Raw genomic sequence first — 21,976 nt, 5'->3', positions numbered from 1 at the left:
GAAGGCGGCGGCATGAACGACCTCGGGGTCATCGATCGCTTCATGGAGACCTTCATCCGCTACATCGACAGCGGATTCGGGCTGCTCTCTGGCGATGTCGCCTTCCTCACCACGACCCTGATCGGCATCGACATCACGCTAGCCGGTCTGGCCTGGGCGTTCGGCGGCGAACCCAACATTCTCGGCCGCCTCATCCGCAAGGTGCTCTATGTCGGCGTCTTCGCCTTCATCCTGAACAATTTCAAGAGCCTCGCCGACATCATCTATCGGTCCTTTGCCGGTCTCGGCATCAACGCGTCCTCAGGCAATCTCTCCGCTGACAATCTCCTGCATCCAGGCCGCATCGCCGCCACCGGTTTCGAGGGCGCCTGGCCGCTGCTCGATCAGGCAAGCCAGCTCCTGGGCTTCCCCGAAATCTTCGGCAACGCGCTCACCATCTTCGTGCTGCTCGTGGCCTGGTTCCTGGTCATCATCGCCTTCTTCATTCTCTCGATCCAGCTCTTCATCACCATCCTGGAGTTCAAGCTCACCACGCTGGCCGGCTTCACCCTGGTCCCGTTCGCGCTCTGGAACCGGTCGGCGTTTCTCGCCGAGCGCGTGCTGGGCAATGTCATCTCGTCGGGCATCAAAGTGATGGTGCTCGCCGTCATCGTCGGCATCGGTTCCACACTCTTCGGTCAGTTTGCTTCCGCGCTGCAAGGGAAGGAGCCGGATCTGGCCGCCGCCATGTCCCAGGTGTTGGGCGCGCTTGCGCTGTTGGGGCTCGGCATCTTCGGACCTGGGATCGCTTCGGGCCTTGTTTCCGGTGCCCCTCAGCTCGGCGCGGGCGCCGCACTGGGTACCACCGCAGCCGCAGCCGGTGCATCGCTCGTTGCCGGAGGCGCCGCGTTTGCCGGAACGCGCATGGCGACCGGAGGCGGGCTCGCTGCAGTCCGTGCCGGCACGACCATGGGATCGGCTGCTTCCGCTGCTTGGCAGATCGGGCGTGCAACCTCATCCGACTCCGGCATGTCCGGCGTGGCTGCCGGTATGCACGGCGTGGCGGGTGCCGCCGGCGGCGCCGCGATGCGGGCAGCGCGATCTGCTGCGGGAACCTTCGGACGCAACGCCGATGCCGGGCGCGAAGCCGCGTGGACCGCGACGGGCGGTACGCCACCGTCGTCAATGATTGGGCGCACTGCCGGCGCAGGCCCCAATGCCGCGCCGACATGGGCAAGGCGCTTGCGTTCCGAACAGAACGCCCGTGCACATCGCCATGCGGCGGCGCAGGCCGTCCGAGATGGCGACAAGCCGGGCGGCAGCGCCAATCCCTCACTCAACGACAAGGACGACTAGATGCTCTTCAAGCGACCCGTTCAACGATACGGCAAGACGCCCGAGCCGGTCACGCCGTACCAGAAGGCCGCCCAGCTCTGGGACGAGCGCATCGGCTCATCTCGAGTTCAGGCCAGGAACTGGCGGCTGATGGCGCTCGGTTGTCTTGCCTTAGCGGCTGGACTTTCCGGCGGACTCGTGTGGCAGTCGACACAGAGCCGGGTTGTGCCCTACGTCGTCGAAGTCGACCGGTTCGGCGAGGCGCGCGCCGTTGCTCCGGCAGTCCGAGACTACGAGCCCTCCGATGCCCAGATCGCCTGGCATCTCGGCCGCTTCATCCAGAATGTCCGTTCCGTTTCCACTGATCCAGTGCTGGTCAGGCAGAACTGGCTGGCAGCTTATGACTTTGCCACCGACCGGGCAGCGCTCTTCCTCAACGAATACGCCAAGGCGAACGACCCCTTCGGTCAGATTGGCACGCGCAGCATATCCGTGCAGGTGACCAGCGTAGTCCGGGCTTCCGATAGCTCGTTCCAGGTCAAATGGACCGAGCAGGTCTTTGAGCGGGGCAGCCTCGCCAGCACGACGCGCTGGACCGCGATCCTCACCATCATGATCCGGCCACCAAGCAATACGGACCAGCTGCTCAACAATCCGCTCGGCGTCTTCATCAACGCCATCGATTGGTCACGCGAGCTCGACAGCGCCGCGCCGACATCCGTTTTCCCAAAGGAGCCCGCCGATGACAAATAGAGTCCCATCGTTCCGTAACGCGCTAATCCTTTCTGCGTCCGCAGCCGTCCTCTCCGCCTGCGCGTCGAAGCCGGTGCCGCCGCCCGAGATTTCCTATGAAGCTGCCGACTTCAAACCGGCGGCAATCGAGAAGGTGCCGGAGAAGCCTGTCAAGATCGTCGAGGTGCCAAAGCCGTTGCCGCTACCCGGCCAGTTGCAGCCCAATCCGGGTAAGGTCGCCGCCGCCGAAGACAAGCGCTCTCCTGAAGAACGTGTCGCCGATGCCAACAAGGCGGCGACGCAGCAACCCACCAAGTACGGCTATGTCAACGCGGTGCAGGTCTTTCCCTTCACCGATGGCGCGCTTTACCAGCTCTATGCCGCGCCAGAGCGCGTCAGCGATATTGCTCTACAGCCGGGCGAGAAACTGACAGCCGTGTCGGCCGGTGACACCGTGCGCTGGGTCATAGGCGATACCGCCAGCGGCACCGGTGACAATCAGCGCACCCATGTGTTGGTAAAACCTTTCGCGTCAGGGCTTACCACCAATCTCGTTATCACAACGGACCGTCGGACGTATCATCTGCAGCTTCAAAGCACCGAGAAGACGGCAATGGCGGCGATCTCCTGGACGTACAGCGAGGACCAGATCATAGCGCTCCGCCAGCGTAACGCTCAAGCCGAGGCCGCGATGCCGGTGGCGTCGAATCTGGCGCTGGAGAACATTCGCTTCCGCTACTCGATTAGCGGCGATACGCCGCCCTGGAGGCCGACGCGCGCCTTTGATGACGGCAGCAAGGTTTATATCGAATTCCCGCGCCGCATCGATCAGGGCGAGGCGCCGCCGCTCTTCAACGTCGGCGCTGACGGCGGCAGCCAGCTCGTCAACTACCGCATGCGCGGCAACTATTACGTCGTCGATCGCCTCTTCGCCGCCGCTGAACTGCGCCTGGGCACCAAGCAACAGCAGGTGGTGCGCATCACGAGGACTGACGGCCGGCAACTGCCGCGGCGGATCCCACTTTTTGCGCGTTCCGGCAGGTGAGGGGGAAGGGTTCATGACCGATACTTCCCGCTCCAATGCTCCGCCGAAACTCGATCCCGAACAGCTGCAGCTACGGGCCTCACCCCGTCGTGCTGTGCGTTTCAGGCGCGGCGTGATCATCGCTATCGCTGCTGTCGGATCCGGTGCCATTCTGGGCGTCACGGTGATCGCGCTTCAGGGACCGGCATTGCGCATCAGACAGCAGGCGGAAGACCTCCACAACACTGAGCGCAAGCCAACCGCCGAGGGACTCGACACGCTTCCCAAGGACTATTCCGGAATGAAGCCGAAGCCTCCTGTGCTCGGACCACCTCTGCCCGGCGACCTCGGCCGTCCCATCCTTGAACGTCAACGTCAGCTTGGCATAGCGCCGGGGCAGGAGGCGTCGGCCGAGGAGCAGCGGCTTGCTCAGCAGGCGATCGAGGCGCGCGAGTCGCAAGTCCTGTTCCGGATCGAAAACCGGCCTAGGGAAACGAATGTCGCCGACAATGCGCACGGAGCGCAGCCGCCGTTTGAAGCACCGCTTGCGCAACCCGGTGCGGGTGGCGCGCGAGCTTCCGTGGCGCCGACCGAGGGTGACCAGAACAATCAGCAGCGCAAGCTCGACTTTGTCAGCCAGCAGAGCACGAGTGGGATTTACAATCCGCATGCGCTGCAAACGCCGGCTTCGCCCTATCAACTGATGGCGGGCAGCGTGATCGCAGCAAGCCTCATCACCGGGATCAATTCCGACTTGCCCGGCCTCGTCGTCGCGCAGGTCACCGAGAATGTGCACGACACGGTCACCGGCAGCATCTTGCTCATTCCGCAAGGCTCGCGGCTGATCGGCACCTATGACAGCGTTGTCGCCTTCGGCCAAAAACGTGCGCTACTGGTCTGGCAACGCGTTCTGCTGCCCGATGGCTCTTCGATCGAAATCGACAACCTGCCCGCGACAGACACTGCCGGCTACGCGGGGCTTGAGGACAAGGTGGATTTCCATACTTGGCAGCTGATCAAGGGCGTTGCGCTAGCCACGCTGCTGGGTGTCGGCACCGAGTTGAGCTTTGGGGACAATGAAAGCGACCTGGTCAAGGCGATCCGAGAATCTACTCAGCAGAACGTCAGTCAAGCCGGCCAACGCATCACCGAAAAGAACCTCAATATCCAACCCACAATTACGGTGCGCCCTGGTTGGCCGCTGCGCGTCATCGTGCACAAGGATCTTGTGCTGCGGCCAAACGCGGGTTGATTAGGAGTGGCTCATGGCGAACCTGAAACTTGGAAAGCTTCCAGACCGAACACCTTCCAAAGTCACCGTCACTGTCAGCGCTGAGCTGAACCAAGCGCTGAAGGACTATGCGGCGCTATATCGCCAGACCTATGGCGAATCGGAATCAGTTGCGGAACTGATCCCCTTCATGCTGGCAGAGTATCTAGAAAGCGACCGAGCGTTTGCTAAGGCAAGAAAGGAAGGCTTATCCGCTACAGGCACGTCGGAAAAGTCGCGGCGCCAACCCGGTTCGCATTCCGAATAGCCGAACGCCAAACTGGGTCTAGCCGAACCATGGCGCGTGCCGCCGAACTTCCCGGTTCTCTAACGTCGCTGGCAGAGCTCGAACGATTTCTGGCTGTTGCGGCCTATTTGGTCGTTCGTCATGGCGAAACTTACACGCCGACATTCGAGCGGCTTGAGCATGAGCTTAAAGAAGCGCGGCGGCGGCTTGGGATCCGAGACCGGGCCCGGCACGTGCTAGCCGAACTGATCCAGAATGGGGGCCCCGCAGGAGCAAAAGCGATAGCCCAACTGCGATATGCGCCCCAAACTTCCATCGAGAGCGGAATTAACGTCAACCCGTCAGCGCGAAATACGTGAAGCTGTCCGACACCGATCGATTTCAAGTATCGAACCTGCAACCGCACAACATAAAAAACTGCTGATTAGGCACCGTGGTATCAGCCCCGTTCAGGAGGGACGAACGCGATCCTTTGCAGCCACTCGTGCTTCTGCGCCAGGGATGGTCCGGCGCCGTATTTCGGCCGGATCCATTTGTGGCCCATCAAGGAGGCGGTGACCTTCTCGGGCGCCTCAACTGCCGTTAGTCGATCCTCAAATGTGTGCCGCAGGCTATAGAGACTATGCTCCGATGTAGGCAGGAGTTTCTTGTTGGTGAGCACCTTATTGACGAGCGCCGAAAGCGAAGCAGCCTTGTCACGATAGCGCGGGAAGCCCTCCGGATGGAGTTTCATCGCTTCAAGCGCGCAGCCAACAAGGGGGATGTCGCGCGCTGAATGATCAGTCTTCAGGCGTCGCCCATTGGGGCGCACCTGCACGTGCGGGATGTCATGATCGAGGTGAATTGTTTCCGTTGTGAGGTTTGCTGCTTCAGAGAGCCTGAGTCCGGTGTCGGCAATTAGATAGACAAGATGGCGCGCCTCATCGTTGAGCCCGGCCAGTGCGCCTTCGGCGAGGATCTTTCCTTGCACGAACTCCGCCGTAAACGCCGCGCGTTGAGCCGCGACGGCACCGGAAAGGCGCAGTTGATGGAAAACCGGCTCCAGCTTGAGCTGACGCGTCAGGTCGACCACACGCAGCATCTTGGAGATGTGGCCGATATCCTTGTTGGCCGTAGCGATATCGAGGCCGCCTCCGACGACGCGCTTCTGCCACCACTCGCGGAAAGCGACCGCATCATCCCGTGTCAAGCGAGCGATCTCTTTGTCCCCGATGACGCCAATCAAGTTTGCAATCGCTCTTTTCTTCGGATTACGCCACTTCTTCACCTGGTTGGGCGACATGGCCAGCAGGGTCTGTTGCTCGATCGCCTCGAACTCCTTGATGAGACCGCTCAGGCGCAGTGCTGGCCGCTGCTCTCCACCCATCACCGCCGAAACGTCCTTTGCGTCCTCAACCGCATTCTTGTCGAGAAGCAGTTTGATGCGAGCCATGAGTTCGTCGAGAGGGCCCGCCGCCAGTTCCTCATTGGTGCGATAAGCCACCCCGAACGATCGCGCCCGCTTCCTTGCAGCCTCGAAGCGCAGCGCCGCTTCCGCCGACTGGCCGTCGCCCAATCTGCGCCAATACGCCTCGAGCCCGGCGCCGAGGCTGCGCACCGCGTCCCGGGCCCGTACACCGCGCGGATCGTCGGCAACGGCGACCCCAGTGGAAATGCGCACCAGGCCGCGCCGATCATAGGCGGCGAATTCCTTCGGAACCCGTCGCACGAGATACCAGATGCCATCACGTTTGTGCGGCCGCGGCGCCGCAGATCGTCGCATTAGCTAACTCTAATGTTACACAGTTTGTTACACAGAAAGAGATATGTTTCGATCTTGAGCGGTCAAGAGCCACAACGAACTTTTTGAAAACAAACGGTTTTTAGGTGAGTGAGCTGGCGGAGAGAGCGGGATTCGAACCCGCGTTACGGTCTCCCGTAAACACACTTTCCAGGCGTGCGCCTTCAACCACTCGGCCACCTCTCCGTCCTTGCATGGCGCGCCGGCCGGTCTTGCCGCGCGGGTTGGGGACATGCATTCCCTTGGGGGCGGAACCTCCGCGTCGTGGGCGCCGTCAACCGCGGGCAACCCTTCCCCGCACCTGAAGCCGTCGAAGCAACAGGCGCGGGGCTCATCTAGTCGATCCCGCGGCGAATGCCAAGCCATAATGGCGCTTCGCCGGCTTTGCCGCGCACGGATCGTCGGCGATGCCGCCGGCGCGGTGCTTTTCGGCACGGCGGCGGGCGAATGATGTGCACAGGCAGTGCGGCACAGCCTGTCGTTGCTTGACTTCGCCAGCCGTCCCCTGTCGAGTGGATACGAGGCTTTGCGGGGGCATTGTCGGCACATGACGTCCATCAACCAGGAGCCGGCCAGGCGGCCGGACAGCGGCCTGTCCTACGTGCCGGTGGCGTGGCTTTGCATCACAATGGCGCTTTCGGCCTATGGCCTGGTCTCGTCATGGCGGGTGATCGGCGGCCACGACCTGCCGGACAGCGTCGCCTACTTCGTCTACAGCGGTCTCGCCGGCGGTATCGTGACCATTCTATGGGGTCTCTATCTGCTCGGCCTTGCCTTCAACCGCTCGGCGCGCTTTCCGCGTCATTTCATCATCTGGCAAGTCGCCACCATCGTTTGGCTGGCGGCGAGGCTGGCCTATGTGCTGCTCGCGCCGGATTTCGGCTTTTCAGCGCGGTCTATGCCAAGCCGGAAACCGAAAGCCCGTCGGTTCTGGTTTCGGTCGTTGCCGCTTTGCTCGGCATCCTCCTCGGCGCTGTGCTCGGCGCCGGCGTCGGATTTGCCGCCGGCTCGCTGATCGCCGAAATCACCGACATGAGCTGCTTCGAAGGCGTCTCGGAGCCCGAGCCGCGGCGCAAAAGATAGATGCAGAGCACGCCGATGGCGATTTCGCCCAGGCTGAAGACAAGCCCTTGCGCCTGCGGCTATTTCGCCGTTTTCATCGGCCTGGCCGGGCTGGTTGTCGGCGCCATCGCCGGCGGGCTGTTTGCCGTCTGGCGTGTGAACCGGCGAAGGGCCAGGCCGGTCGCGTAATTTCAAATTCGCGTGTCGCGATTGCCGTCCGGGCAGGCGCGTTCTATCTCTCTGACGGGAAGGACGTAACCGGGCCCAAGGGGCCAGGGAAATCCTGGGGAGGAAGTCTGGATGTTCCGTTTCATCTTTCGTCTCGCGGCGATGGTCGCGCTTTCGATTTCCGTCATCATGGCGGTGGTCGATGCGACGCGCTCGGTGGCGGCCTCGGCGCTTGTCATGACGCCGCTCAACGCAAGCTGGCTGGCGGTCTCCCCCGACACCCGCGCTGCCTTCGAAATCTACGTGCGCGACAAGGCCAGCCCGCTGCTGTGGGACGGCGCCATCGCCTTTGTGCTCGGCCAGCCCGGCTTTGCCGTGTTCGCGGTGCTGGCCTTCCTGCTCTATGCCGTCGGCTACCGGCGGCAGCGGCGCAATGAATTCGCCGCGACCTGACCGAAGCAGACCACCGGCAACATCTGGGCAAGAATCCTTGCGGTTGATGCGGCCTCAAGGGCGCGGGGCATCGACTGCGTCGTGCCGGCCACCATCTCTGCCCAGGACCTCCAAGAACGGAATGAGGCACGCCGCAGCCCGCCCGCGGCATGCTTTTCCAAAAGGTCAAAATTCCGCGTGAATTTTGTTTCGGGCCGTGCCAGATTGGCCCGGAGCGGGAGGGGAGTACACTCCTGCCTGACGTCGCGTGCCTGCCGGAGAACCGGGCAGGACGCGGTGTACAACGGAAAAATAACCGACAGGGTGTGGATCACATGAAACGTATCGTTCTCGGCCTCCTGGCCGCAACCGTAATGGTTCTTCCGGCCTTCGCCGCCGATATCCAGCCAGCCATTCTCTATGATCTTGGCGGCAAGTTCGACAAATCCTTCAACGAGGCGTCCTACAACGGCGCTGAAAAATTCAAGACCGAGACCGGCATTGCCTATGTCGAATTCGAGGTCTCCAACGCCACCCAGCGCGAGCAGGCGTTGCGCCGCTTCGCCGAGGACGGCCGCAATCCGATCGTCATGGCGGGCTTCTCCTGGGCTGACGCGCTGGACAAGATCGCCACCGAATTCCCCGACACCAAGTTCGCCATCATCGACATGGTCGTCGACAAGCCCAATGTCCGCTCCGTCGTCTACAAGGAGCAGGAAGGCTCCTACCTGGTCGGCGTGATGGCGGCGATGGCCTCGAAGTCCAAGAAGGTCGGCTTCATCGGCGGCATGGACATTCCGCTGATCCGCAAGTTCGGCTGCGGCTATGTCGGCGGCGCCAAGTCGGCAGGGGCGACCGACGTCATCCAGAACATGACGGGTGACACGCCCGCCGCCTGGAACGATCCGGCCAAGGGCGGCGAGATCGCCAAGACGCAGATCGACCAGGGCGCGGACGTGATCTACGCCGCGGCCGGCGGCACCGGCGTCGGCGTGCTGCAGGCAGCGGCCGATTCCGGCAAGCTCGGCATCGGCGTCGATTCCAACCAGAACGGCCTGCAGCCCGGCAAGGTGCTGACCTCGATGGTCAAGCGCGTCGACGTCGCCGTCTACAACACCTTCATGGACGCCAAGAACGACAAGTTCACCGGCGGCATCAACGACCTCGGCCTCAAGGAAGGCGGCGTCGACTACGCCATGGACGACAACAACAAGGCGCTTGTCGACGACGCGATGAAGACGGCCGTCGAGAAGGCAAAGGCCGACATCATCGCCGGCACCGTCAAGGTGCACGACTACATGTCGGATAACGCCTGCCCGTATTGATCGGCCAATCTCAGTTTGCAAACCGCCGGGCATCGTCCCGGCGGTTTTGTTTTGACTGGACTGGTCGACCGAGCAGCGTCAGCCACGGGAGAGACGATGCGGCCGATAATCGAACTCATGGAAGCTCGCTATGTTGAGGTTCTTGCACGGATGCGCCTTGCCGCCTTCTTCGAGGGGACGGGAAGGATGCTCGGGGAAGACATCGCCGACCTCAACAGGCTTTCGGCAGGAGACAGCTTCCAAGCCGCTTTCGTGGCTCGTGAGGGTGATGTCGCGATCGGGACCTGTCTGCTGGTCCGCAACGAACTGGAACCGGCGCATGAATTGACGCCCTGGCTTGCCGGGCTTGTCGTCGATGCCGGGCATCGCGGCCGCGGGATCGGCACGGCGCTGGTCGGCGCGGTCGAGGCGCGTGCCGCGTCGCTCGGCGTCGATGTGCTCTATCTCTACACCTGGGAAGCGCGCGATTTCTACGCCAGGCTTGGCTGGGCTGCGGTCGAGACGTTCGAACAGGACAGCGGGCCGATGCAGTTGATGTCGCGCAAGCTCCGCCTATAGCTGTCCGGCCAGATAGCCGAGCGCGAAGGCTGTGGCCAAGGCAATGGCGATGACGGTTCCGCGCCGCCGGCCGCGGGAATGCACGCCAACGCCATAGGCTGGGCGCTCCAGTCTGTGGATCACGACGGGCGGCTTGGCTTCAGCCTCGCCAAGGGCGGCCAGCCGCATCTGCGGCAGGTCAGCGATGCGCTGCGAGACCAGTTTCCAGCGATTGTCGGACGCTCCGTCCACTGGTGCCGCGTCGTCGAAGACGCGCATCCGTTCGGCGAGCCGCAGCACCGTGTCGCGAAAAGCAGGGTCGATCTCCAGGTCGCGCTCGGCGCGTTGGCGGTCCCTGTCGTTCATCAGGCCAAGCACATAATCGCCGGCGCGGGCAATGCGGTCGCTTTCACTGGCCATGACACTTGCTCCTCCCTCACCAGTGCGGCGGCTTGGTCACCGGCACGTCGGGCGCGGACTGCTCCTCCAATGCCAGGAACCGGTCGGTCAGCGCGTCGAGCTTGCGCTGCATGCGCTCGATCACCTTCCACTGCTCGGCGATCTGGCCGGACAGTTCCTCGATCGTCTTTTCCTGCTCGGCGGCGCGGATTTCCAGCGTCGTCAGCCGGTCGGCAGGCATGATCATTCAAAACCCCGGTCCGTTGCGCGGCTCCCAGGCCGCGTGTCCATATTAGCGAATGTGAAGGTCTCGGGCACGTTCGAAATTGACAAGCGCGCGGGGATTTGTCGAGAGTGGACAGCACTCCGCCAATTGGCACGGGCGGGGTGTCATGCTAGGCGTTTTGACCAAGCGATAAAAATAAGAGTGGGACATGGCGCAAGCCGCAATCGAGCTGATCGGCATCAACAAGAGTTTTGGCGCCGTGCGCGCCAATCGCGACATCAATCTGGAAATCGTTCGCGGCACCATCCACGGCATCGTCGGCGAGAACGGCGCCGGCAAGTCGACGCTGATGTCGATCCTCTATGGTTTCTACCAGGCCGACAGCGGCGAGATCCGCGTCGGCGGCCAGCCGGCATCGATCAAGACGCCCAATGACGCGATCGCGCTGGGCATCGGCATGGTGCACCAGCACTTCATGCTGGTCGATAATTTCTCGGTGCTGGAAAATGTCATTCTCGGTGCTGAAAGCGACGCGCTGTTGAAGAAGAGCATTGCCAAGGCGCGTTCCGAGCTGGAGCGGCTCGAGCGCGAATACGGGCTCGAGGTCGATCCCGACGCGATCATCGAGGAATTGCCGGTCGGCCTGCAGCAGCGCGTCGAGATCCTCAAGGCGCTCTATCGCGGCGCCGAGATCCTGATCCTAGACGAGCCGACGGGCGTGTTGACGCCGGCCGAGGCCGACCACCTGTTCCGCATCCTCAAGCAATTGAAGGAACAGGGAAAAACGGTGGTGCTGATCACCCACAAATTGCGTGAGATCATGGCCATCACCGACACGGTCTCGGTGATGCGCCAGGGTACAATGGTGGCAACCAGGGAAACCAAGAAGACGACGGTCGAGGAACTGGCCGAGCTGATGGTCGGGCGGCGTGTGCTGCTGAGGGTCGAGAAAGGCGAGGCGGAAGCCGGTGGCGTCAAGCTCGCGGTCAAGAACCTGACGGTGAAGGATTCCCGCGGCGTCACCATGGTCGACGACGTTTCCTTCGACCTGCGCGCCGGCGAGATCGTCGGCATCGCGGGTGTCGCCGGCAACGGCCAGTCCGAACTGCTCGAGGCGATATCCGGCATCAGGCACGCCGTCTCCGGCTCGGTCATGCTCGACGGCAAGCCGATCGACCTTACCGGCAAGGCAGATCCGGGCGAGCTGCGCGACCGCGGCCTCGCCCATGTGCCGGAGGACCGCCATCATGTCGGCCTGGTATTGGCCTTCGAGGAGAACGAGAATTCGATCCTCGGCTATCACGACGACCCTCGCTACCTGAAGGGGCCGCTGCTCGACATCGACGCCATCCGCAACGATGCCAAGGACAAGATCACCAAATACGACATCCGCCCGGCGGACTGCCGGCTCAAGACCGCCAATTTCTCCGGCGGCAATCAGCAGAAGATCGTGCTGGCGCGGGAGATGGAACAGGATCCGGGCGTGCTGATCGTCGGCCAGCCGACGCGCGGCGTCGATGTCGGCGCCATCGAGTTCATCCATAAGCGCCTGATCGCCATGCGCGACCAGGGCAAGGCTGTGCTGGTGGTGTCGGTCGAGCTCGATGAGATCCGCTCGCTCTCCGACCGCATCCTGGTGATGTTCGCCGGCCGCATCGTCGGCGAGCGCGGCCCCGAGGCGACGGAGGGCGAACTCGGCCTGCTGATGGCCGGTGTCGAGCAGCGGGAGGCCGCGGAATGAGCACGCCTTACGCCAAGCTGCCAGCCTGGGCCGACTACGGCCTGATCCCGGTGATCAATCTGTTCGTCGCCTTCGTCGTCGCCGGCTTCGTGGTGCTTCTGGTCGGAGAAAATCCGTTCCGCGCCGCGGTCATCCTGGTCGAAGGCGCCTTCGGCAGGGGCACGGGCATTGCGTTCACGCTTTTCTACGCCACCACCTTCATCTTCAGCGGGCTTTCGGTGGCGGTTGCGGCGCATTGCGGCCTGTTCAACATCGGTGGCGAGGGTCAAGGCTACATTGCAGGGCTCGGCATTGGTGTCGTTTGCCTGGCCTTCGACAGCGTGCTGCCGTGGTGGCTGACCTTCCCGCTGGCGATCATTGCATCCGCGGCGATGGGGGCGCTGTGGGCGCTGGTCCCGGCCTATCTGCAGGCCAAGCGCGGCTCGCACATCGTCATCACCACCATCATGTTCAACTTCATCGCCGCCAGCGTCATGGTCTATGCACTTGTCGGCTTCCTGAAGCCGGCCATTTCGATGGCGCCGCAGACGCGCACCTTCCTCGACGGCGCGCAACTGCCGAAGCTCAACTGGGTCATCGAACTGTTCGGCGCCAAGATCCGCTCGGCCCCGCTCAACATCAGCTTCCTGCTGGCGCTGGTCATGGCCTATCTGGTCTGGCTGCTGATCTGGCGCACCAAGCTCGGCTACGAGATGCGCACCTACGGCCACAGCCCGAAGGCGGCACGCTATGCCGGCATTTCGGAGATCCGCATCGTCATCGTCGCCATGATGATCTCGGGCGCACTGGCCGGCATGATGGCGCTCAACCCGACGATGGGCGACCAGCACAATGTCGCGCTCGATTTCGTCTCCGGCGCCGGTTTCGTCGGCATCGCGGTGGCGCTGATGGGACGCCTGCACCCGGTCGGCATCGTTCTGGCGGCGATCCTGTTCGGCATGCTCTACCAGGGCGGCGCCGAGCTCGCCTTCGAGATGCCGGCGATTTCCCGCGACATGATCGTCATCATCCAGGGCCTGGTCATCCTGTTCGCTGGCGCGCTCGAACACATGTTCCGGCCTTACATCCAGGCGCTGTTCGCTTCGATCAGCTCGAAAGCGGTCGGCATCGAAGCGGTCAAGGGGAAGGGCGCCTGAGATGGATATCTTCATCGCCATCGTGCAGATACTCGACTCGACCATCCGCCTGTCGGTGCCGCTGCTGCTGGCCTGCCTTGCCGGCCTCTATTCGGAGCGGGCGGGTGTTTTCGACATCGGGCTGGAAGGCAAGATGCTGGTCGGCGCCTTCGCCGGTGCTGCGGCCGCCTCGGTCTTCCACTCTGCCTTTCTCGGCCTCGGCATGGCGATCCTGATCTCGGTCGCTTTCGCCCTCATCCACGGCTTTGCCTCGATCACCCATCGCGGCAACCAGATCGTCTCCGGCGTGGCGATCAATTTCATCGCCGCCGGTTCGACCATCATGCTCGGCCAGCACTGGTTCCAGCAGGGCGGGCGCACGCCGGCGCTGGCGCCGGGCGAACGCTTCGAGGCGATCATCTGGCCCGGCGTCGACGCGGTGCGGGGCGTGCCGATCATCGGGCCAATCTATTCGGAGCTGATCTCCGGCCACTCCATACTGGTCTACATCGCCTTTCTGATGGTGCCGTTCACCTGGTGGGTGCTGTTCCGCACCCGCTTTGGGCTCAGGCTGCGCGCCGTCGGCGAAAACCCGGCGGCCGTCGACACGGCCGGCATCTCTGTCGCCTGGCTGCGCTACCGGGCGCTCATCTGCACCGGCATCCTGACCGGCGTCGCCGGCGCCTATCTGTCGATGGTGCAGAATGGCGGCTTCGTGAAGGACATGACCGCCGGCAAGGGCTATATCGCGCTTGCGGCGCTGATCTTCGCCAAATGGAAGCCGGTCAACGCCATGTTTGCCTGCCTTTTGTTCGGCTTCCTCGACGCGCTGTCGATCCGCCTGCAAGGCACGCCGCTGCCTTTGATCGGCAAGGTGCCGGTGCAGTTCATGCAGGCGCTGCCCTATGTGCTGACCGTGATCCTGCTTGCCGGCTTCATCGGCAAGGCGATCCCGCCGCGCGCCGGCGGCGTGCCCTATGTCAAGGAACGCTGAGCGATCGCGACGCGGAAATCGGCATCTGCCAACGAATACCGGCTTTTGAACAAGATCGTGGGAGAGAACACCTGAATGTCGCATGATCTGTTCGAAGCGGCCAAAGCGGCGATGGCCAAGGCCTATGCACCCTATTCGAAATTCCCGGTGGGCGCGGCGCTGCGTACAGAGGATGGCCGGGTTTTTGCCGGCGCCAACATCGAGGTGGCGTCCTATCCCGAGGGCTGGTGCGCCGAGACCACGGCGCTCGGTCATTACATCATGGGCGGTGGCGGCGAGATCACCGAAATCGCGGTCATCGCCGAGCGGATGGCGAAATGCTCGCCCTGCGGCGGCTGCCGGCAGAGGCTGGCGGAATTCTGCCGGCCGGAGACGAAACTCTACCTTTGCGACAATGGCGGCGTGGTCGAGACCGTGACGATGGGCGAGATGCTGCCCTACGGCTTCAAGGGCGATATTTTGAAATGAAGACTTGGTTGAAATGAAGAGTTGGTTGAAATGAAGAGCTGGCTAAAATGATTGAAAAAGCTCTGGATCATCTCGTCGAAAGGCTGGACGGGCTGGCACCGACAGTCGCGCTGGTGTTGGGTTCCGGTCTTGGCGGCCTCGTCGATCAGGTCGAGGACGCCCGGCGCATCTCCTATGCCGAGCTACCGGGCTTCCCGAGAAGCGGCGTCAGCGGCCATGCCGGCGAGGTGGTGGCAGGGCATTTTGCCGGTACGCCGGTGGTGATGCTGTCCGGCCGCGCCCATTATTACGAGCACGGCAACGCGGCTGCGATGCGTCCGGCGCTGGAGGTGCTGGCCGGCATCGGCATCACGCAATTGATCCTCACCAACGCCGCCGGCTCGGTCGATCCGGAGATGGGGCCAGGCTCGGTGATGCTTATCACCGACCACATCAATTTCTCTGGTTCCAATCCGCTGATCGGCGAACCCAGCGACCGCCGCTTCGTCGGCCTCACCGAGGCCTATGATGCGGGTCTGCGCAAGGCGATCGAGAAGGCGGCCAAGGCGACCGGCACAGACCTGCACGAGGGCGTCTACATGTGGTTCTCCGGACCCTGTTTCGAAACGCCGGCCGAAATCCGCATGGCGCGCGTCATGGGCGCCAATGCCGTCGGCATGTCGACGGTGCCGGAAGTCATTCTCGCCCGCTTCCTTGGCTTGCGCGTCGCCGCCTGCTCGGTCATCACCAACCTCGCCGCCGGGATGACCGGGGCGGAGCTTTCGCACCAGGAAACCAAGGACATGGCGCCGCTGGGGGGCGCTCGGCTGGCGACGATCCTCAGGCGCGTGTTCCAGGACGGGCTGCCGGAGAGTAAGGTCTAGGCCGGATGCTTGCCCAGGAAATCATTCGCCGCAAGCGCGACGGCCACAGACTGTCTGCGCCCGAGATCGCAAGCTTCGTCGACGGGCTGACCGCCGGCAGCGTTACGGAAGGGCAGGTCGGCGCCTTCGCCATGGCGGTGTTCTTCAACGGCATGAGCCGCGAGGAGGCGGTGGCGCTGACGATTGCCATGCGCGATTCCGGCGACGTGCTCGACTGGTCGGATCTGCCCGGTCCGGTCACCGACAAGCATTCGACGGGCGGCGTCGGCGACAATGTCTCGCTGATGCTGGCGCCGATCGTCGCGGCCTGCGGCGCCTATGTGCCGATGATCTCCGGCCGGGGTCTCGGCCACACCGGCGGCACGCTGGACAAGATGGATGCCATCCCCGGCTACATCAGCCAGCCGGATCTGGCGCTCTTCCGCAAGACCGTGCTCGAAACCGGCTGCGCCATTATCGGCCAGACCGCCGATTTGGCGCCCGCCGACCGCCGTTTCTATGCGATCCGCGACGTGACCGGGACGGTGGAATCGGCGCCGCTGATCACCGCGTCGATCCTGTCGAAGAAGCTCGCCGCGGGGCTCGGCTCGCTGGTGCTCGACGTCAAGGTCGGCAACGGCGCCTTCATGGAGAAGTCGCGCGACGCCACCGCACTGGCCAACAGCCTGGTTGAGGTCGCCAATGGTGCGGGCTTGAAGGCTTCGGCTTTGGTCACCGGCATGAACGAGCCGCTGGCGTCCGCCGCCGGCAACGCGGTCGAGGTGCGCAATGCCGTCGATTTTCTCACCGGCCGGTTTCGCGACAAGCGGCTGGAGGATGTGACGCTGGCGCTGGCCGCCGAAATGCTGCAGTCGGCCGGCCTGGCTGCGTCCAACCAGGACGGCATCAGGCGCGCCGCCGAGACGCTTGCCGGCGGCCGCGCGGCCGCCGCCTTCCAGCGCATGGTGGCGGCACTCGGCGGTCCCGCCGATTTCGTCGACACACCGGAAAAGTATCTGCCCAAGGCACCGGTGGAACTGGCCGTGACGGCGCCAGAAAACGGTTTTGTCACCGGCATTGCGACGCGCGACATCGGGCTTGCCGTCGTCGGCCTCGGTGGCGGGCGCACCCGGCCCGACGACAGGATCGACCATGCGGTCGGCATCACAAGGCTTGCGCCGATCGGGGCTGAGGTGCCGGCCGGCGAGGCGCTGGCGGTGGTTCATGCCCGTTCAGAGTCGGATGCGGAAGCGGCTGCGGCCGCCGTGCTCGCGGCCTATACGATCGGCGCTTCGAAGCCGGCGGCGGAAAAGACCGTCATGCGGCGGATCCTGCCGCGCAGATAGGGCGTCGTTGTCCTACTGGACAAGCAGCAGCGCGCCGTTTTCGACCTCATATTTCTGCAGCTTCTGCAGAAAGCTCATGCCGATAAGGTTGGTGTGCAGCGCCTTGTCGTCGAGCACGACCGCCTGGATGTTATCGACCGAGATCTTGCCGATCTGCAGACGGTCAAGAGTGACCACCGCCGCCTTGATGGCGCCGTTGGCGGTGTTGACCTGATGGATGAAATCCGACGGATTGAGCGAGATGCCGATCCGGCGCGCCGTGGAGGTGTTGATGGCGACCAATGTGGCGCCGGTGTCGATCATGCCGTCGACCTGACGGCCGTTGAACTTGAAGGCCGAAGTGAAATGGCCGCGCGCGTCGGCGTTGACCACCACCTTGCGGCCGAGCGGCAGGGGGGCGACCTGCTTGTCCGGCACCGAGGCGAGATTGAGGTCCGGCTGCGTCTCGACTGCCGGCTTGGAGGCGACGGCCGATCTCAGCAGTCCGTCCAGCATCTCAGGGTTCGACTGATAGACGATCGGGATCGATGCCGAGGTTCCGGCAAAGACGCCAAGGAAGAGAAGCTTGCGCAGCATGAATGGACCTTCGTGAAGGCCCCATTTCTACGCCGACATGGTGTTTTCAGCTTTAACGCGCGCGGGAACCGCGCCTTTGCGTAAACGGAAGGTAAACGACCCGGCAGCTGTCGGCGGAAGGCTCAAGTCGCCGTCACTTCGTCCCGTACATGCGGTCGCCGGCATCGCCAAGGCCGGGCATGATATAACCCTTGTCGTTGAGCTGGCGATCGATGGAGGCGGTGAAGACCGGGACGTCCGGATGCGCCTTGATGAAGCGCTCGATGCCTTCGGGGGCCGCCAGAAGGCACAAGAAGCGGATGTTGGTGGCGCCTCGGCCCTTCAGCTTGTCGATCGCCGCGATCGCCGAATTGGCGGTCGCCAGCATCGGGTCGACAACGATCACCAGCCGGTCGGCGAGATCGCTTGGCGCCTTGAAGAAATATTCCACCGCCTCAAGCGTTTCATGGTCGCGGTAAAGCCCGATATGGGCGACGCGCGCCGCCGGCACCAGGTCGAGCAGGCCTTCGAGCAGGCCGTTGCCGGCGCGCAGCACCGAGGCGAAGACCAGCTTCTTGCCCTCGAGCGTCGGCGCTTCCATGGTCTCGATCGGCGTCTCGATCTCGGTCGTCGTCAATTCGAGATTGCGGGTCACCTCGTAGCCCAGAAGCAGCGAGATCTCGCGCAACAGCCGCCGGAAGCCGGCTGTCGAGGTCTCCTTCTTGCGCATGATGGTCAGCTTGTGCTGGACAAGCGGGTGGTCGACGACGGTGACGCCCTGCATGGTGCTCTCCTGGAATTCCGGCAATTCGAAAGACCCTAGCGACAATGCGGCGGGCAAGGAACCGCTTGGCCGCCACCGACCACAGTTTTTGCCGGAAATTTGCCGGTGAAAAGATCAGCGTGAAGCGCCGTTGAGCCGGGCGAGAAGCGCCGTCTTCGTCTTCCTGTCGACGAATGCCGCCTCGATTGCCGTCCTGGTGACAGCCGTGAGCGCCTTGTCGTTCAAGGCGAAATGCTCGGCGGCGATGTCGTATTCGCGCTTCAGCGAGGTCCAGAAATAGGGCGGGTCGTCGGAGTTGAGCGTCACCTTGCAGCCTGCCGCCTTGAGCGCCGGAAAGGGATGGTCGGCGAAACTGTCGAAGACTTTCAGCGCGATATTCGAGCCCGGGCAGCATTCGAGCACCACGCCCTGGTCGGCGATGCGGCGGACAAGGTCGGGATTCTCGATGGCGCGCACGCCGTGGCCGATGCGGGAGGGGCGGATGTGGTCGAGCGCTGCCTTGACGCTCTCCCAGCCCATCAGTTCGCCGGCATGGATGGTGATGCCGAGCCCTGCCTCGCGGGCGATCTCGAAGGCGCGGACATAGTCCTCGAAATCTCCCATGCGCTCGTCGCCGGCGACGCCGAAGCCGGTCACCAGCGGATGCCCGCAGCGGGCGGCAAAGCGTGCCGCCTGCTCGATCGATTCGACGCCGACATGGCGCACGCCGGTGACGATCATGCGGCCCTCGATGCCGGTCTTGGCCTTGGCGCGGGCCATGCCTTCGCCGAGCGCGTCCGTATATGCCTTGGCCGACAGGCCGGCCTTTTTGGCGTGATCCGGTGAAGTGAAGACCTCGGAATAGATGGCGCCGTCGCGGGCAAGGCTGGTCAGGTAGTGGTCGGCGAGGCGCGCATAGTCCTCTTCGGTGCGGAACAGGTCGGACGAGAAATCGTAGGCGGCCAGAAAGGAAGTGAAATCGTGCCAGACGAAGGAGCCGTTCTGGATATAGGGCGACGTGTCCTTGCCGTATTTGCGCGCCTGGCTGATGACGAGTTCGGGCGCCGCTGCCCCTTCTATGTGGCAGTGCAGTTCCGCTTTCAATGGCATTCAATCATCCCGTCACGTCGGTCCAGGTCACATGGGCCCACCACCTGGAAGCGCGGCCGAACACCGCGCCTTAAACAATAGCGCCCGCACAATCGATCGGCTATGGTCCCGCCGGTTTTATGACGGATCAAAATAATGTCAGTTGAGAGAACCACGGCCGCGGGCGGCATGGAAACCTCCTATGGTTTCAAGCGGGTAGGGGCAGACGACAAGCAGTCGCTGGTCAACGACGTTTTCCACAAGGTGGCGAACCGCTACGACCTGATGAATGACCTGATGTCGGCCGGGCTGCACCGGCTGTGGAAGGACGCCATGGTGACATGGCTCAATCCGCCGAAACGGCCTGGCTGGAAGGTGCTCGATGTTGCCGGCGGTACCGGCGACATCGCCTTCCGCATCGTCGAGGCGAGCCACGGCAACGCGCATGCCACGGTGCTCGACATCAACGGCTCGATGCTCGCCGTCGGCCGCGACAGGGCCGAGAAAAAGGGCCTGTCCGACAACACCGATTTCGTCGAAGCCAATGCCGAAGAACTGCCTTTCGCCAATGCCACATTCGATGCCTATTCGATCGCTTTCGGTATCCGCAACGTGCCGCGCATCGATGTGGCGCTGGCTGAGGCCTTTCGTGTGCTGAAGCCTGGCGGGCGCCTGCTCTGCCTGGAGTTTTCCGAAGTCGAAATGCCGCTGCTCGACAAGGTCTACGAAGCCTGGTCGTTCAACGCCATCCCGAAGATCGGCCAGGCGGTCACCGGCGACGGCGAGCCCTATTCCTATCTGGTGGAGTCGATCCGCAAATTCCCCAACCAGGTGAATTTTGCTTCCATGATCACCCGCGCGGGCTTCGACCGCGTCACGTTCCGCAACTATTCCGGTGGCATCGCCGCGCTTCATTCGGGCTGGAAGCTTTGAGGCGAGTGCAGCGATGAGCACAGTCGGCGCCGCTTTCAGGCTCGTACGGGCCGGCTGGGTGCTGGTCCGCGAGGGCGTCATCGCCGCCTTGCCGGGCGAGGAGCTTTCCGGCCTGCCGAAATTCGGCTGGCGCATGGCCAGGCTGTTCACCCGCCGCCGCTCGCTTGCCTACAAGCGCGGCGACCGTCTGGCCAAGGCGGTGGTGCGGCTGGGGCCGTCCTACGTCAAGCTCGGCCAGTTTCTGGCGACGCGGCCGGATGTCGTCGGCAACGACATGGCGCTCGACCTGGCCCTGCTGCAGGACAAGATGCATACGTTCCCGCAGGCCGAGGCGATCGCCGCCATCGAAGCCTCGCTAGGGCGCAAGATCGGTGAACTCTACGCCAGCTTCGACGGTGCCGTCGCCGCCGCATCGATCGCCCAGGTGCACAGCGCCGAGACCATCCATGAGGGCGTTGCCTCCAGGGTGGCGGTGAAGGTCATCCGGCCGGGTGTGCGCCGCCGCTTCTTCCACGACCTCGAGAGCTATTTCCTCGCCGCCCGCCTGCAGGAGAAATACATCCCGTCGTCGCGTCGGCTGCGGCCGGTCGAGGTGACCGAGACGCTGGCGCAGACAACCAAGATCGAGATGGATCTCAGGTTAGAAGCGGCAGCACTTTCGGAACTCGGCGAGAACACCAAGGAGGATCCGGGCTTCCGCGTGCCGTCGGTCGACTGGGAGCGCACCGGCCGCGACGTGCTGACCATGGAATGGGTCGACGGCGTCAAGATGAACGACATTGCCGGCCTCGCCGAGGCCGGGCACGACCTCAAGGCGATTGCCGCCAACCTCATCCAGTCGTTCCTGCGCCATACGTTGCGCGACGGCTTCTTCCATGCCGACATGCATCCGGGAAACCTGTTCGTCGAGGCCGACGGCACCATCGTTGCCGTCGATCTCGGCATTGCCGGCCGACTCGGCAAGAAGGAGCGCCGGTTCCTCGCCGAAATCCTCTACGGCTTCATCACCCGCGACTATCTGCGCGTCGCCGAGGTGCATTTCGAGGCCGGCTATGTGCCGCGCCAGCACAATGTCTCGGCCTTCGCGCAGGCGATCCGCGCCATCGGCGAGCCGATCCATGGCCAGCCGGCCGAGACAATCTCGATGGCCAAGCTGCTGACGCTTTTGTTCGAAGTCACCGAGCTGTTCGACATGGCGACGCGGCCGGAACTGATCCTGTTGCAGAAGACCATGGTGGTGGTCGAAGGCGTCGCCCGCACGCTCGACCCGGCCTTCAACATGTGGAAGACGGCCGAGCCGGTGGTCGGTGACTGGATCGCCGGCAATCTCGGTCCGCGCGGCCTGCTGGTCGATGCACGCGATGGCGCCAGAGCGATGCTGGCGCTGGCCCGCCAGGCGCCAGACCTTGCCGTCCGCACCGAGCGGCTGTCGCGCGAGATCGACCTGATGGCCGAGCACGGCCTGCGCTTCGACGAAACGACGGCGCGCGCCATCGGCAAGGCAGAGGCGCGCTACACCCGCTCGGGCCGGCTGGCACTGTGGGTCATCGCGCTGACGCTGCTCTATATTTCGTGGCGGATTTTCTAGCCTCATCCTCGACCGCTTGCTCTCAT

The 21,976-nt window shown here is 63.6% G+C and carries 24 protein-coding genes and 1 tRNA gene; 18 read left to right on the top strand and 7 right to left on the bottom strand.

The window, feature by feature from the left end; all coding sequences use genetic code 11:
- Positions 1-12 precede the first annotated feature (12 nt).
- The 5 genes from trbL to ACFX5Q_RS07010 are packed head-to-tail and all read left to right on the top strand — an operon-like array spanning position 13 to position 4,608.
- Positions 13-1,335: a P-type conjugative transfer protein TrbL gene (trbL, locus tag ACFX5Q_RS07030; protein WP_404276444.1), complete on the top strand. Its 1,323-nt coding sequence runs from the start codon at positions 13-15 to the stop codon at positions 1,333-1,335.
- Positions 1,336-2,067: a conjugal transfer protein TrbF gene (gene trbF / locus ACFX5Q_RS07025; protein ID WP_404276442.1), complete on the top strand. Its 732-nt coding sequence runs from the start codon at positions 1,336-1,338 to the stop codon at positions 2,065-2,067.
- On the top strand, positions 2,057-3,091 hold the full coding sequence (gene trbG / locus ACFX5Q_RS07020; protein WP_404276440.1) for a P-type conjugative transfer protein TrbG: 1,035 nt from the start codon (positions 2,057-2,059) through the stop codon (positions 3,089-3,091). The genes trbF and trbG overlap by 11 nt, the downstream gene beginning before the upstream one ends.
- A 13-nt stretch (positions 3,092-3,104) precedes the next feature.
- The gene (locus ACFX5Q_RS07015; protein ID WP_404276438.1) at positions 3,105-4,322 is read left to right on the top strand and encodes a TrbI/VirB10 family protein; all 1,218 of its coding nucleotides are present in this window, start codon (positions 3,105-3,107) and stop codon (positions 4,320-4,322) included.
- Between the two features lie 13 nt (positions 4,323-4,335).
- Positions 4,336-4,608 (top strand): DUF2274 domain-containing protein, encoded by a 273-nt coding sequence (locus ACFX5Q_RS07010; protein ID WP_192182976.1) that lies wholly within the window; start codon positions 4,336-4,338, stop codon positions 4,606-4,608.
- Positions 4,609-5,026: 418 nt separating this feature from the next.
- On the opposite strand, the gene ACFX5Q_RS07005 is transcribed toward ACFX5Q_RS07010, so the two are convergent.
- The gene (locus tag ACFX5Q_RS07005) at positions 5,027-6,349 is read right to left on the bottom strand and encodes an integrase (protein ID WP_404276436.1); all 1,323 of its coding nucleotides are present in this window, start codon (positions 6,347-6,349) and stop codon (positions 5,027-5,029) included.
- Positions 6,350-6,463: 114 nt separating this feature from the next.
- Positions 6,464-6,553, bottom strand: a tRNA-Ser gene (locus ACFX5Q_RS07000).
- A 361-nt stretch (positions 6,554-6,914) separates the two neighbouring features.
- On the opposite strand from ACFX5Q_RS07000, the gene ACFX5Q_RS06995 reads away from it, so the two are divergent.
- From ACFX5Q_RS06995 to ACFX5Q_RS06975, 5 genes are all read left to right on the top strand, one after another.
- Positions 6,915-7,382, top strand: a complete 468-nt coding sequence (locus ACFX5Q_RS06995; RefSeq protein WP_404276434.1) for a hypothetical protein — start codon at positions 6,915-6,917, stop codon at positions 7,380-7,382.
- 83 nt (positions 7,383-7,465) lie between these two features.
- Positions 7,466-7,618, top strand: a complete 153-nt coding sequence (locus ACFX5Q_RS06990) for a hypothetical protein (RefSeq protein ID WP_404276432.1) — start codon at positions 7,466-7,468, stop codon at positions 7,616-7,618.
- Between the two features lie 111 nt (positions 7,619-7,729).
- A complete protein-coding gene (locus tag ACFX5Q_RS06985) occupies positions 7,730-8,050 on the top strand; it encodes a hypothetical protein (RefSeq protein ID WP_404276430.1) in 321 nt (106 codons plus the stop codon).
- 314 nt (positions 8,051-8,364) lie between these two features.
- Entirely contained in the window at positions 8,365-9,354 is a 990-nt protein-coding gene (locus ACFX5Q_RS06980) for a BMP family protein (protein ID WP_192177750.1), read from the top strand.
- Between the two features lie 96 nt (positions 9,355-9,450).
- Positions 9,451-9,912, top strand: coding sequence for a GNAT family N-acetyltransferase (locus ACFX5Q_RS06975; RefSeq protein ID WP_404276428.1), 462 nt, complete (start codon positions 9,451-9,453; stop codon positions 9,910-9,912).
- On the opposite strand, the gene ACFX5Q_RS06970 is transcribed toward ACFX5Q_RS06975, so the two are convergent.
- Positions 9,907-10,311, bottom strand: coding sequence for a hypothetical protein (locus ACFX5Q_RS06970; protein WP_404276426.1), 405 nt, complete (start codon positions 10,309-10,311; stop codon positions 9,907-9,909). The genes ACFX5Q_RS06975 and ACFX5Q_RS06970 overlap by 6 nt on opposite strands.
- A gap of 16 nt (positions 10,312-10,327) precedes the next feature.
- Positions 10,328-10,534, bottom strand: a complete 207-nt coding sequence (locus ACFX5Q_RS06965; RefSeq protein WP_193364566.1) for a SlyX family protein — start codon at positions 10,532-10,534, stop codon at positions 10,328-10,330.
- A 190-nt stretch (positions 10,535-10,724) separates the two neighbouring features.
- On the opposite strand from ACFX5Q_RS06965, the gene ACFX5Q_RS06960 reads away from it, so the two are divergent.
- The 6 genes from ACFX5Q_RS06960 to deoA all read left to right on the top strand — a co-directional run bounded on the left by ACFX5Q_RS06960 (position 10,725) and on the right by deoA (position 17,022).
- Positions 10,725-12,257, top strand: a complete 1,533-nt coding sequence (locus ACFX5Q_RS06960) for an ABC transporter ATP-binding protein (RefSeq protein WP_404276424.1) — start codon at positions 10,725-10,727, stop codon at positions 12,255-12,257.
- A complete protein-coding gene (locus ACFX5Q_RS06955) occupies positions 12,254-13,393 on the top strand; it encodes an ABC transporter permease (protein WP_404276422.1) in 1,140 nt (379 codons plus the stop codon). The genes ACFX5Q_RS06960 and ACFX5Q_RS06955 overlap by 4 nt, the downstream gene beginning before the upstream one ends.
- Before the next feature lies 1 nt (position 13,394).
- Positions 13,395-14,366 (top strand): ABC transporter permease, encoded by a 972-nt coding sequence (locus ACFX5Q_RS06950; RefSeq protein WP_404276420.1) that lies wholly within the window; start codon positions 13,395-13,397, stop codon positions 14,364-14,366.
- 75 nt (positions 14,367-14,441) lie between these two features.
- Positions 14,442-14,834, top strand: a complete 393-nt coding sequence (gene cdd / locus ACFX5Q_RS06945) for a cytidine deaminase (RefSeq protein WP_404276418.1) — start codon at positions 14,442-14,444, stop codon at positions 14,832-14,834.
- A gap of 47 nt (positions 14,835-14,881) precedes the next feature.
- Positions 14,882-15,697, top strand: coding sequence for a purine-nucleoside phosphorylase (locus tag ACFX5Q_RS06940; RefSeq protein WP_404276416.1), 816 nt, complete (start codon positions 14,882-14,884; stop codon positions 15,695-15,697).
- Between the two features lie 5 nt (positions 15,698-15,702).
- Positions 15,703-17,022 (top strand): thymidine phosphorylase, encoded by a 1,320-nt coding sequence (deoA, locus tag ACFX5Q_RS06935; protein ID WP_404276414.1) that lies wholly within the window; start codon positions 15,703-15,705, stop codon positions 17,020-17,022.
- 12 nt (positions 17,023-17,034) lie between these two features.
- On the opposite strand, the gene ACFX5Q_RS06930 is transcribed toward deoA, so the two are convergent.
- From ACFX5Q_RS06930 to ACFX5Q_RS06920, 3 genes are all read right to left on the bottom strand, one after another.
- Positions 17,035-17,598 (bottom strand): TIGR02281 family clan AA aspartic protease, encoded by a 564-nt coding sequence (locus ACFX5Q_RS06930; protein WP_404276412.1) that lies wholly within the window; start codon positions 17,596-17,598, stop codon positions 17,035-17,037.
- Positions 17,599-17,731: 133 nt separating this feature from the next.
- On the bottom strand, positions 17,732-18,361 hold the full coding sequence (upp, locus tag ACFX5Q_RS06925) for a uracil phosphoribosyltransferase (RefSeq protein WP_006203161.1): 630 nt from the start codon (positions 18,359-18,361) through the stop codon (positions 17,732-17,734).
- Between the two features lie 114 nt (positions 18,362-18,475).
- Entirely contained in the window at positions 18,476-19,450 is a 975-nt protein-coding gene (locus ACFX5Q_RS06920; protein WP_404276410.1) for an adenosine deaminase, read from the bottom strand.
- A 135-nt stretch (positions 19,451-19,585) separates the two neighbouring features.
- Between ACFX5Q_RS06920 and ubiE the strand changes: the two genes are divergently transcribed.
- A complete protein-coding gene (gene ubiE, locus ACFX5Q_RS06915) occupies positions 19,586-20,362 on the top strand; it encodes a bifunctional demethylmenaquinone methyltransferase/2-methoxy-6-polyprenyl-1,4-benzoquinol methylase UbiE (protein WP_404276408.1) in 777 nt (258 codons plus the stop codon).
- A 13-nt stretch (positions 20,363-20,375) separates the two neighbouring features.
- Positions 20,376-21,950 (top strand): 2-polyprenylphenol 6-hydroxylase, encoded by a 1,575-nt coding sequence (ubiB, locus tag ACFX5Q_RS06910; protein ID WP_404276406.1) that lies wholly within the window; start codon positions 20,376-20,378, stop codon positions 21,948-21,950.
- The last annotated feature ends 26 nt before the right edge of the window (positions 21,951-21,976 follow it).

It is taken from the genome of Mesorhizobium sp. IMUNJ 23033 (assembly GCF_044778005.1).
Lineage (GTDB): Bacteria > Pseudomonadota > Alphaproteobacteria > Rhizobiales > Rhizobiaceae > Mesorhizobium > Mesorhizobium amorphae_A.
Note: the sequence above shows the minus strand (reverse complement) of the source record. Positions and strands in the feature narration are given on the sequence as shown.